Below are 12,614 nucleotides of genomic sequence, written 5' to 3' on the forward strand. Positions count from 1 at the left end.
TTGCAGTAAATGGAACTAGGTCCTGTCCCTCTGTCTAATTATTTTAAATATTGGAGGGAAAATGATGCGTGATGTTGTGATTGTCAGTGCGGTGCGTACGGCGATTGGTCGTTATATGGGTGTGTTAAGTAACACACCGGCCACGGAGTTGGGTGCAATTGTGATTAAGGAAGCTGTAGAACGTGCAGGGATAAAAGGAGAGCAAGTGGATGAAGTAATCATGGGGAACGTGCTTCAAGCTGGTCTTGGTCAAGGTCCTGCACGTCAAGCTGCGATTCAAGCCGGTATACCAGTTGAAGTGACTTCCATGACGATCAATAAACTATGCGGTTCCGGTCTAAAAGCTGTTCATCTTGCCACTCAGGCTATTCAAACAGGCGATGCAGAGATTGTCGTAGCTGGCGGCATGGAAAATATGAGTATGGCGCCATACTTGCTGATGGATGCACGTTCAGGATACCGGATGGGAGATGGGAAAATCTTCGACAGTATGCTCGTTGACGGATTGCATTGCTCCATCAACTCCTATCATATGGGGGTTACGGCAGAAAACATTGCAGAGCAATATCAATTAAGCAGAGAGGAACAAGATGAATTTGCTGCTTGGAGCCAGCAAAAAACAGAGAATGCAATCAATGCAGGGAAATTTAAAGATGAGATTGTTCCCGTCGTGATTCCGCAAAGAAAAGGTGATCCGATTATTTTTGATACGGACGAATTCCCGCGTTCAGGAGTAACAACAGAAAATCTCGCGAAATTAAAACCAGCATTTAAACAAAATGGAACAGTTACAGCTGGAAATGCTTCTGGTATCAATGATGGTGCTGCAGCATTAGTACTGATGAGCAGGGAAAAAGCGAAAGAACTGGGCATCAAACCGATGGCAGTAATCCGTGGCAATGGAACAGCAGGTGTTGATCCGAAAATCATGGGAATTGGACCTGTACCAGCAACAAAAAAGGCACTTGAAAAAGCAGGACTCACTATTGATGATATGGATCGCATTGAAGCAAATGAGGCGTTTGCCGCACAATCATTAGCGGTCGGGCGCGAACTTCAAATACCACGGGATAAACTGAATGTAAATGGCGGCGCAATTGCCCTTGGACATCCGATTGGTGCAAGCGGTGCACGAATCTTAGTAACCTTATTACATGAGATGAAACATAGTGACGCGCGCTTAGGCTTGGCTACACTTTGTATTGGCGGCGGCCAAGGTATTTCAACCATTGTGGAGATGGAGAAATAGAAGAATGGAATATCTCCTTATATGGCAGAGATCTTCACAAATTACATTAAATATTTTTAAATACGGGGGATGTATATGGTTAGTTCGATAACAAAGTTTTTTTCTAAAATAGTGGAACGGTATTTACCGGATCCACTGATTTTCGCAATGATTTTGACAATTATTGTCTTTATCCTTAGTGTGACGATTACCCCAAGCACTCCGATAGACGTTGTTCAGATGTGGGGAGATGGATTCTGGGGACTGCTTGCTTTTTCTATGCAGATGGCTTTAGTTCTTGTAACAGGACATGCCTTGGCTAGTTCGCCACTATTAAGAAGGGGAATGGGCAAAATGGCTTCACTCGCGCATACCCCTGCTCAAGGTGTCATGCTCGTTACATTTATGTCTACTTTTTGCTGTATTATTAACTGGGGCTTCGGATTAGTAGTCGGTGCTTTATTTGCTCGTGAAGTAGCTCGCCGTATTCCAAAAGTAGATTACCGATTATTAATTGCCAGTGCTTATATGGGATTTTTGGCTTGGCATGGAGGTCTGTCTGGTTCAGTGCCATTAGCGGCAGCGACGGAAGGAAACCCAGTGGAAAAACTTGCGGGACTCATTCCTATTTCTCAAACATTACTAACACCTTATAATATTTTTATTACAGTTGCTATTTTACTTACATTGCCAATCTTAACTAAGCTTATGATACGGCCGGAAAATGAAATTGTAGCAATCGATCCAAAGCTATTGAAGGAGGATCCGCCAACTTCTAGGAAATTGCCGCCTAATGCAAGTATTGCCGAAAAGCTGGAGGAAAGCAGAATTCTTGCTTATATCATTGGTCTTCTTGGAATTGTATATTTTATTTTCTATTTCTCTCATAACGGATTTAATATAAATATTAATATAGTAAATCTTATTTTCTTTATTCTTGGTATTATACTGCATGGAACACCAATGTCTTATATGCGAGCGGTTCAAAGGGCAATTGGAGGTACAGCAGGTATTTTGGTGCAGTTTCCATTTTATGCGGGTATTCAAATTATGATGGAACAATCAGGCTTAGGGGAAAGCATTACACATTTCTTTGTAGCAATCTCTAATGTACACACATTCCCGCTATTAACATTCTTAAGTTCTGGAATTGTTAACTTGGCTGTCCCTTCTGGCGGAGGACACTGGGTTGTGCAAGGTCCATATGTCATTTCAGCTGCAAAGGAAATTGGAGCTAATCTAGGAAAAGCTACCATGGCCATTGCATATGGAGAAGCTTGGATGAATATGGCTCAACCGTTTTGGGCGCTACCTGCATTAGCCATTGCAGGTCTTAAAGCAAGGGATATTATGGGATTCTGTCTCACAGCGTTAATTTATTCCGGTATTATATTTATAGTTGGTTTGTATTTCTTTTAATAGTTAGATATGTATTTTTAAAAAAGATGTCTTAAAAGGATTTCTCTCTTTTGGGACATCTTTTTCATTATTTTAATAGAGCTTCTATCTTATCCTCTGTACCAAATTCCCTATTTGCTAGTCCCGAAATTAGTTGAAAAATTCGTGCCACCTTATACTTCATTATAGTAAAGGACTAAATTCCCATTACAATAGAATCAATAATCAAAACCTTCGCAAAATATATTGATTTCAGAAAAATGTAAATATATAATACCAATAATATTCCTTTTTCCGATATTATTTTGTTAAAAATGTATCTAAAAACAGAGTGAAGTATCAAGTTAGCAACCTCTTTATAGTGCTAATTTACTATTCCAGTATCGAAAGGGGGTATTTTATGAGCGTTGAAATTGATGATTTGGATCGCGGTATCATTAAAGAATTATCGGTGGACGGCCGGATGTCTTTTAAAGAAATAGCCGGTAGGCTGAATGTAACAGAGAAAACTATTAGACTTCGCTATAAAAGTTTAATAGAAAAAGAAATTTTTGAAGTGGTAGGGGTTGTGAATCCGATCGCGTTGGGTCTAAAGTCAGGCGCAATTATTCAAATAAAGGTAAAACCGGATTCTATCCCAAGTGTAATAGAAGAATTAAAAAAAATAAAGGTGATTCGCTACATCACTCTAACATCGGGAGATTATCCGCTGCTCGTACAAATTGCCGTCTCTGATCAACAGGAAATAACTAATATTGTTTTAAAGCTCAATCAAATTCAAGATATAACAGAAACGAACAGCATTGTACAGCTTGGTGTGTATAAAAATACATTTGAGTACATATGATGTTGAGCCTTCAGTCATCAGTGAAAGAAATTGGGTGCCATCACGCATTGTTACGGGAGAGACGAAAGTACCCGAGGAAGTGCTCTATTGCTGAAACGGTCACGATGAAGAGGTGAAAGTGCCCGAAACCGTGCCCCATCGCCTAAAACGGTCACGATAAAAAGCTGAACGTACCTAAATCCATGTTTAAACTTATAAAACGAACGTGGAGGAAAATGGATTTTCGCGAAATCAAAATTTGATAAAAAGAACGGGCAATTGTCTCCTTATCCAAAAATTAAACTGTGAAAAGGAAACTGAATCTCCATCCAGCTTGTTCGATACCAATTCGACTTTAATGCGGTACCCAATTGTTTTAATAAAGAATTCAAAACTTTGATAGGAGGTGTACATGGTGTACATTTTAAAACGTTTCCTTACGATGTTTTTGACGATTTGGGTGATTGCCACCTTGACGTTTGTCATTATGAAGTGTATTCCTGGGGATCCATTTGCGTCCGATGCTAATGTGCTTCCGAAAGAAGTGCTGGAAAATATCCGGGCTAAGTACAATTTGGACAAGCCTATCCCTGTCCAGTATGCACTGTACTTAAAAAACTTAGTTACTTTTGATTTAGGGCCATCTACACAATCAGAAACCAGAACGGTAAATGACATTATAGCTACCGGTTTTCCGATATCTGCCACTTTAGGACTTCAAGCAATTGTCCTAGCTTTATTCTTTGGACTTTTATTAGGAATTATCGCAGCACTGAATCATAATAGGTTCCTTGATTACACTGCGATGGTGATCGCGATTATCGGAATATCGGTACCGAGTTTTATCCTGGCCCCATTATTAATTAAGTTTGTGGCAGTGAAGTGGAGGCTGTTGCCGGTTGCCTCATGGGGAACGTGGGATCATACGATTCTTCCATGTATCGCTCTCGCCGCAACACCGCTCGCAGTCGTTGCCCGATTCATGCGCTCCAGCATGATTGAAGTGATGAATCAAAATTACATGAAGACTGCGGACGCAAAAGGATTGTCGACTACAAAGCTAGTCATCAAGCACGGTGTCAGAAATGCAATCCTTCCAGTCGTTACGTTTATTGGTCCGTTATTTGCAGCATTGCTTACCGGTACATTTGTCATTGAAAAAATATTTGCGATACCGGGATTAGGTCGATACTTTGTCGACAGTATTTTCAATCGAGATTATCCAGTCATTATGGGTGTCACAGTATTCTATAGTGCCATTCTTGTGGTGACGTTGTTTTTAATTGATATTTCATACCGAATTATTGATCCGAGAATTAAGCTTTCGAGTAAGGGGGATTAACATGATAGAAAAAAATATAGAGCAATCCCTATTTCGGCCCGCTGATCCGAAGCGACTCATGCATGATACTATTCAGCGGCCAAGCTTAAGTGCGTGGAAGGACGCGCTCTTAAAAATTATCAAAAATAAGCTTGCTATCCTAGGATTCTCCCTTTTAGTCATCATCGTTTTTTTTGCTATTTTTGGTCCATCCATGGTCCCTTACAGCCCATCGGAGCAAAGCTTAACAAAAGCGAACTTAGCTCCGTCAGGAAGCCACTGGTTTGGAACGGATGATTTAGGGAGAGATATGTGGGCACGTACATGGTATGGTGCACGTGTTTCCTTGACCATCGGACTAGTTGCAGCACTAATTGATTTACTTATCGGAGTTGTGGTTGGAGGTATCTCTGGCTATATGGCCGGACGCGGCAAAAAAGGCGACCGCATTGATATGACGTTAATGCGGATTGTCGAAATTTTATACGGCATTCCATATTTGCTGATTGTTATTTTGTTAATGGTCATCATGGAGCCAGGGATAAAAGCAATTATTATTGCACTTTCCGTTACAGGTTGGGTTGGAATGGCACGGATTATTCGCGGTCAAATTTTACAGCTGAAATCACAGGAATATGTGTTAGCTGCGGAAAAACTTGGTACATCCCATTCAAAAATCATCCTAAAGCATTTGATACCAAATACGATGGGGATTATTATCGTAAACCTAACCTTCACTATTCCCCAGGCTATATTTGCAGAGTCATTCTTAAGCTTCCTAGGGTTAGGTGTTCAAGCCCCGTTTGCAAGCTGGGGAACAATGGCGAATGATGCATTAGGTGTAATTTTAAGCGGGCAATGGTGGAGATTATTCTTCCCGGGCTTTCTGATTTCGTTAACGATGTTTGCCTTTAACTCGTTTGGCGATGGGGTTCAGGATGCGCTTGATCCAAGAAGCAGCGATTAGGAGGTGAGAAAATGGAACACTTATTGGAGGTATCGAATTTAGAGGTTAATTTTAAAACCTACGGAGGTGAGGTCCAGGCTGTTCGAGATGTTTCCTTTCATGTTGAAAAAGGCGAAATCATGGCAATCGTTGGGGAAAGCGGCAGCGGAAAAAGCGTTACAGTTCAAACGATTATGGACCTGATTCCAACCCCACCGGGAAAAATTAAAGGTGGAAAAATTCTTTTTCAAGGAAAAGATCTGTTAAAGCTTTCAAAAAAGGAAATGCGCAAATTAAAAGGTTCGAAGATTAGTATGGTATTCCAGGATCCGATGACCTCGTTGAATCCAACGATGAAGGTCGGGAAACAAATTGAGGAGTCCATTCTCAACCATCAGCAAGTAACCAAAGGACAAGCCAGGAAAAAAGCAGTGGAAATGATCAAGCTAGTGGGAATTCCGAATCCGGAAGAACGGTATCATCAATATCCCCATGAATTTAGTGGTGGTATGCGGCAAAGAGCCATGATTGCAATCGCGTTGGCTTGTAATCCAGAACTGCTAATCGCAGATGAACCGACAACCGCGCTCGATGTGACGATCCAAGCACAGGTTCTGAATTTGATGAAGGACTTACAGGAAAAAACGAATACAGCCATCATTTTAATTACTCATGATTTAGGAGTGGTGGCAGAAACAGCGCAAAGAGTTGCCGTTATGTACGCAGGCGTCATTGTCGAAACAGGTAGTGTGGAGGATATTTTTGAATCTCCAAAGCATCCTTACACATGGGGCCTGTTAGAATCGATTCCAAATTTCGAGGCTGAGGAAAAGGAAAGGCTGATTCCGATAGAAGGTTCACCGCCGGATCTTTTTAATCCGCCAAAGGGATGTCCATTTGCCGCCCGCTGCAAGTATGCGATGGAGGTTTGCGTCGATCATATGCCGCCTGAGTTTGAAATAGAAAACGGTCATACGGCAAAATGCTGGTTAAATGATGAACGTGCACCAAAAATTCATGACTTAGTGGCAGCAGGGAGGGAGCAAAATGAGTGAAGCCTTATTGGAAGTGAAAAATCTTAAAAAATACTTTCATATTAAAAAGGATCAAACTGTTAAATCTGTAGATGATATTTCTTTTTACATTCGCAAGGGTGAGACGTTTGGACTTGTAGGAGAGAGCGGGAGCGGAAAGTCCACATTAGGGAAAACGATTGTCGGGTTACAGTCTCCCAGCTCTGGAAGTATTTTTTACAATGATCAAGATTTCGGAAAGCTAGATTCCAAGAAACGAAAAATCGTGAATAAAGAGATGCAAATAATTTTCCAAGATCCGCATGCCTCCCTTAATCCACGTATGAGAGTCGGAGATATAATAGCCGAGGGAATCGATGCTTATAAATTGGCTAAAGGTGCAGAACGTCAAAACCGAATCTATGAATTGCTTGAAAAAGTTGGATTGAGTCCCACTCATGCAAAAAGATACCCGCATGAATTCAGCGGGGGGCAAAGACAGCGGATTGGAATTGCCAGAGCACTCGCCGTCCAGCCGAAATTTATCGTCGCGGATGAGCCGATTTCTGCTCTGGATGTCTCGATTCAGGCACAAGTGATTAATTTGCTGGATGATTTGAAGGAGCAGGAAGGCTTAACCTATCTTTTTATCGCACATGATTTAGGAATGGTGAAGCATATCAGTGACCGTATTGGCGTGATGTATTTAGGGAAAATGATGGAGCTGGCTGACAGCCATGAGCTATTTGTCAATCCATTGCATCCTTATACACAAGCACTTTTGTCGGCCATTCCAGTAGCAAATCCTAAGGCAGTTAAGAGAGAACGGATTGTATTGGGAGGGGACCCACCAAGTCCCGTGAATCCACCGCAAGGGTGTCGTTTTTCTACGAGATGTCCGCATGCAATGGAAATCTGCTCTCTAACTTCACCGGAATGGAAGGAAGTCCAACCGAACCATTGGACAGCCTGTCATTTATATAAGTAATGAAGAACAAATGTGCAAGCGCCTCAGCTCTAGCGTACGGATTTCGAAGTCACAGACGAGGTTTACAAGCTAATGTTTTACCCTGTGTAGAAATCCGCTAGCCGATGGCTGCTTGCGCTAGGCGTGGACAATTTTATAAAAGAGAAAAATGGAGGGGAATTAAGATGAAAAAATGGTTAATTATGCTGGTTGCCATGCTTGCATTGTCCAGTGTTTTGGCTGGATGTGGCGGCGATAAAGCAACATCAGGAAACAGTAAAGATGTGAAGCAAGAAATGACGGTTGGGATGACTGCGGAGCCGCCAGCTCTCGATCCTGCACTTGCAACCGATACAACCTCAGGCTGGGTATTAAACCATACATTTGAAGGATTATATACGAAGGATAAAAAAGGGGAAATTGTACCTGGTTTAGCGAAGGATACAAAGGTTTCGGATGATGGAAAAACGTATACTTTTACTATTCGCGACGATGCAAAATGGTCTGATGGTACACCAGTAACAGCACAGGATTTTGAATATTCATGGAAACGAGTGCTTAATCCTGAAACAGGAAGTTCCTTTGCTTTTTATCTTTACTATATAAAAGGAGCAGAAGCATATAACAAGGGAAAAGGCTCCGCTGATCAAGTCGGAGTAAAAGCAGTTGATGATCATACATTGCAGGTAGAACTAAATGCACCGCTTGCTTACTTCAATAAATTGCTAGCTATGTATACTTTCTATCCAGTGAAAAAGGATTTAGTAGAGAAAAATAAAAATTGGGCTGCAGATGCGAAAAACTATGTAAGTAACGGTGCCTTCAAAATGACAGATTGGAAGCATAATAGTCAAGTAGTTATTGAGAAAAACGATAAGTATTATGGACAAAAAGATGTAAGCTTGAAAAAGATTACCTTTAAAATCGTGCCAGATGCGACAACTTACTACCAAATGTATAAGACAGGCGAGTTAGATTTTATCATGACATTGCCATCTGATGCACTGGAAGCAGAAAAAAATAATAAAGAATTTAAAGAAGTACCTTATTTCGGAACCTATATGATTATGTTTAATGTTAATAAAGAGCCATTCACCAATGCAAAAATCCGTCGCGCATTTGCAATGTCCATTGATCGTAAAACCCTTACGGATAACGTAACAAAAGCTGGTGAAATTCCAGCATACGGCATGGTTCCTCCTGGTGTTAAAACACCAAATGGCGGCGACTTCCGTGAAGAAGGCGGAAACTATTTCAAAGAAGATGCTGCGGAAGCTAAGAAGCTTTTACAAGAAGGAATGAAGGAAGAAGGCTGGTCTACTCTTCCAAACGTAACATTGCTATATAACACTGCAGAAAACAACAAAAAAATCGCCGAAGCTGTACAAGAAATGGTGAAGAAAAACCTTGGGGTGGACATTAAGGTAAACAATCAAGAATGGAAAACATACTTGGATACAACGCATCAGCAAAACTTCCAAATGGCACGTATGGGTTGGATCGGTTCCTTTGTAGACCCAGTAATTATGCTTGATTACTACTTAGGTGACAGCCCGAACAATCGTACAGGCTGGGTAAATAAGAAATATGATGACATAATGGCAAAATCAAAAGTGGAACAAGACGAAACAAAACGCTTTGAATTATTGCACCAAGCAGAAGATGTTTTAATGCAGGACATGCCATTTATGCCAGTTTATTTCTACACAAACACATTCTTAGTATCATCTAAATTCAGCAACATTGCCTATTACTTGGAAAGCAGCCCTTCCTTCAAGTGGGCAAAGAAAACAAGTAATTAAGGGACGGTTCTTCAGTCCTAAGTGGGAAGGGGAGATCAGTACCTTTTCCCACTTTATTCAGTTATTTAGTATCATTCATCAATCGAATCGAGATAAGAAGTTGAGGTGACAGACAGGATGAAAAAACATTTACTGCTAAGTTGTATATCGTTTTGTATTTTAATAGGATACAAGATATGGGCAGGTGGCACACTATTAACCTGGATTAATAGCACCTTTTTAGTAGGAATCATCGCGCTGGTTGCAGCAGTTACCATAAACATTTGGAAATCAGGGTTTTTAACCTTGTTAACAGATGGGTTTAACCTTTTGGGAAATATGATCACACCAAAAACGAGATCTGCTGAACGCGCCGATTACCTGATGAAAAATGATCCTGGGCTTAACCAATGGAAGAGCGATGTGACAAAGTGGTTATCCTATATGTGCACGAACCTCGCTGTTATCTCGTTAACCGTTTCGTTGATTAGTTTGTTTCGTTATTATCAATAATGCTCTAGAACAAGGAGTGTGGGACGTGGGAATAAATACCTCGTCCCATTTTTAGTTTTTGGAAAATGGAGTGGACTTTTCTTTGGAAAGTGAACCTGACCTTCTACCCCGAACTTGTATTCAAGAACACTTTAAGGGAAAATTCGAAAAAATGTCCATGTGAGGGGGACAAAGTTCGTAAATGTCCACGAATGGTGCCTGACACCATTTCAGTGGTTGCAAATGATTGATTTATTAGGGAGTACTTTGGTATATTTTTACTAAATAAATTGATTTTTGGGACATGGGAACAGACCTCTTGTCCCCTATTGTAGGTGTAGTCATGAGAGAGCAGAATAATTTGGAAGATGGTCGGCATTTGCGGTCTCTGAAGACCCGAAATAAAATTATCCAAGCGGCACAGCTTGTTTTTTTAAAAGAAGGTTTCCAAAAAACGACGGTGAAGCAAATAATGGAGGAGGCCGGAATCGGCTATGGAACTGTCTATGGGCACTTTAAAGGGAAAGATGATCTGCTCATAGTATTAATGGAAGATGTGATGAAAAGATTCTTCGAGATTGCCGATACTCCCTTTTTTCCTTCTACTAGGCAAGAGGCGGAATCCATTATTTTTAAGCAGGTACTGGAATTCTTGCAAATTGCAGAAACGGAGAGAGAAATGATGAGGGTTTTCTCCGATGGAATCGGACTTTCTGCAGCGATAAATCAAAAATGGGAGGAAATCAGGCTACGATTTATCCAAAGTATTACGAAGGATATCACCTATTCACAAGTGAAAGGTTTAGCCAGAACCGACTTAAAAGCTGAAATTGTTGCGCGCAGTTGGTTTTTTTCCAATGAGATGTACCAATGGGAGATTGTTTTTAATCAAAATGAATATCCCCTTGAGGAAGTTGCATCTACCTTAACAACAATGTATTTAGATGCGATTTATAAATAATGATAATGAAGTAAAGTCAAGTCTATCAAATAGCACTTGGCTTTTTGTTTTTTGGATACCTATCTTTTTATAAAAGCTTGGTAATTTCGGTATAAATCCGACATGGTATCACTATGTTTACAAAAGTAAACATTATAGTAATAAATATATTTCAATATACTAAGGAATACATTCAAAAAAATATTAGACATAATGTCGGATTCATATTATAATTCCATTTAAAGAAATATACTGAATATTCTTTGTAATGCTAATTTAGCAAGGAGGTATAAGAAGAATAGATAGCTATCATATTTGAAAGCGCTATCAGAAACCTTCGCCAAATCCATTTTTACATTACTAAAATACCTATTTAGGAGGAATACATCATGAGAAATTTTGAAAGTAGTTTGGAGTTTGCTAAAAAGAAAGATTTGGAAGATCCAATAAAGCATATACGCGAGCGTTTTTGTGTAAAGGAAAATGAAATTTACATGGATGGCAATTCATTAGGACTATGTTCAAAAGATGCGAAAGAGGCATTGTACCACATTGTTGATATGTGGGAAAAACATGGAATTGGGATATGGGATGTGGAGGATAGCCGATATTTTATGTATCAAAATGTTCTAGGCGAAAAGCTTGCTGAATTAATTGGTGCCGAGGCCAATGAAGTGACGGTAATGACGAATACAACCATCAATATTCATCAGGGAATCAGTACTTTTTATCAGCCGACACCAGAGCGCTACAAGATTTTAGTGGATGATCTTAATTTTCCTACAGACCGATATGCAGTAGACAGCCAGGTGAGATTAAAAGGATATGACCCTGCTGATGCTGTAAAAGTCATCTCAAGCTCAGATGGACGATATCTTTCCGAAGATGACATTATTGAAGGGATGACAGAGGATGTTGTATTAATTTTGCTTCCATCTGTATTTTATCGAAGTGCACAGTTGTTGGATATGGAACGGATCACAAATGAGGCTCATGCAAGAGGCATAATAATCGGATGGGATTTATGTCATTCAATTGGTGCCGTTCCACATGATTTTAAAAGCTTTAATCCTGATTTTGCTGTTTGGTGCAATTATAAGTATTTATCTGCTGGTCCTGGAGCCATTGCCGGTTTCTATATTAATAAAAAACATTTTCAGAAGGAACCAGGTCTTGCAGGATGGCACGGTAATAAAAATGAAACTCAATTCCAGCTGCGTCAGCAGTTTGATCATGAATTAAATGCACATGGGTGGCAAACAGGAACCCAGCCGCTTTTATCGATGGCTCCATTAGAAGGTGTTTTGAATATTTATCATGAAGTAGGAATGGAAAAAATCAGAGCCAAGTCACTGGATATTACCGCATATCTTATGTACCTCATCGATAACAGGCTAGCAAAGTACGGCTTCACTATCGGAAATCCGAGTGAGGATCATAAACGCGGCGGACATGTCAGCTTAGAGCATGACGAAGCATATCGAATTTGCAAAGCGCTAAAAAGTCATAAAGTAATCCCGGATTTCAGGGAACCAAATGTAATTAGACTTGCACCAGTTGCTCTCTACGTTTCCTATGAAGATGTATATAAACTTGTAGAAATATTAGAGGATATTGCCGTTCATCGTGAATATGAGAATTATAAGACCGAGCGTACGCTTGTCGTGTAACCTAATAGTATATTCCAAAGGGTGGGAGATGG

11 protein-coding genes are annotated in these 12,614 nt (G+C 40.2%); all 11 read left to right on the forward strand.

Annotated elements, in window-relative coordinates:
- Positions 1-61 precede the first annotated feature (61 nt).
- Positions 62-1,249 (forward strand): acetyl-CoA C-acetyltransferase, encoded by a 1,188-nt coding sequence (locus NSQ59_RS06065; RefSeq protein WP_055738617.1) that lies wholly within the window; start codon positions 62-64, stop codon positions 1,247-1,249.
- A 75-nt stretch (positions 1,250-1,324) separates the two neighbouring features.
- The gene (locus NSQ59_RS06070; RefSeq protein ID WP_055738618.1) at positions 1,325-2,647 is read left to right on the forward strand and encodes a TIGR00366 family protein; all 1,323 of its coding nucleotides are present in this window, start codon (positions 1,325-1,327) and stop codon (positions 2,645-2,647) included.
- 379 nt (positions 2,648-3,026) lie between these two features.
- Positions 3,027-3,473, forward strand: a complete 447-nt coding sequence (locus NSQ59_RS06075; RefSeq protein WP_055738619.1) for an Lrp/AsnC family transcriptional regulator — start codon at positions 3,027-3,029, stop codon at positions 3,471-3,473.
- A 394-nt stretch (positions 3,474-3,867) separates the two neighbouring features.
- Positions 3,868-4,794, forward strand: coding sequence for an ABC transporter permease (locus NSQ59_RS06080; protein WP_126648474.1), 927 nt, complete (start codon positions 3,868-3,870; stop codon positions 4,792-4,794).
- A 1-nt stretch (position 4,795) separates the two neighbouring features.
- Complete coding sequence (locus NSQ59_RS06085; protein WP_126648458.1) at positions 4,796-5,740, forward strand: ABC transporter permease; 945 nt, start codon at positions 4,796-4,798, stop codon at positions 5,738-5,740.
- Between the two features lie 11 nt (positions 5,741-5,751).
- Positions 5,752-6,774 (forward strand): ABC transporter ATP-binding protein, encoded by a 1,023-nt coding sequence (locus NSQ59_RS06090; protein ID WP_055738621.1) that lies wholly within the window; start codon positions 5,752-5,754, stop codon positions 6,772-6,774.
- Entirely contained in the window at positions 6,767-7,720 is a 954-nt protein-coding gene (locus NSQ59_RS06095) for an ABC transporter ATP-binding protein (protein WP_340830109.1), read from the forward strand. Before NSQ59_RS06090 ends, NSQ59_RS06095 begins: the two co-directional genes overlap by 8 nt.
- Positions 7,721-7,884: 164 nt before the next feature.
- Positions 7,885-9,501, forward strand: coding sequence for a peptide ABC transporter substrate-binding protein (locus NSQ59_RS06100; protein WP_055738623.1), 1,617 nt, complete (start codon positions 7,885-7,887; stop codon positions 9,499-9,501).
- A 117-nt stretch (positions 9,502-9,618) separates the two neighbouring features.
- A complete protein-coding gene (locus NSQ59_RS06105) occupies positions 9,619-9,993 on the forward strand; it encodes a DUF3899 domain-containing protein (protein WP_340830111.1) in 375 nt (124 codons plus the stop codon).
- Between the two features lie 322 nt (positions 9,994-10,315).
- On the forward strand, positions 10,316-10,933 hold the full coding sequence (locus NSQ59_RS06110; RefSeq protein ID WP_340830114.1) for a TetR/AcrR family transcriptional regulator: 618 nt from the start codon (positions 10,316-10,318) through the stop codon (positions 10,931-10,933).
- A gap of 368 nt (positions 10,934-11,301) precedes the next feature.
- Positions 11,302-12,582, forward strand: a complete 1,281-nt coding sequence (gene kynU / locus NSQ59_RS06115) for a kynureninase (RefSeq protein ID WP_340830116.1) — start codon at positions 11,302-11,304, stop codon at positions 12,580-12,582.
- Positions 12,583-12,614: the final 32 nt, after the last annotated feature.

The sequence above is a fragment of the Margalitia sp. FSL K6-0131 genome (assembly GCF_038008735.1).
GTDB classification, from domain to species: domain Bacteria; phylum Bacillota; class Bacilli; order Bacillales; family Bacillaceae_C; genus Margalitia; species Margalitia shackletonii.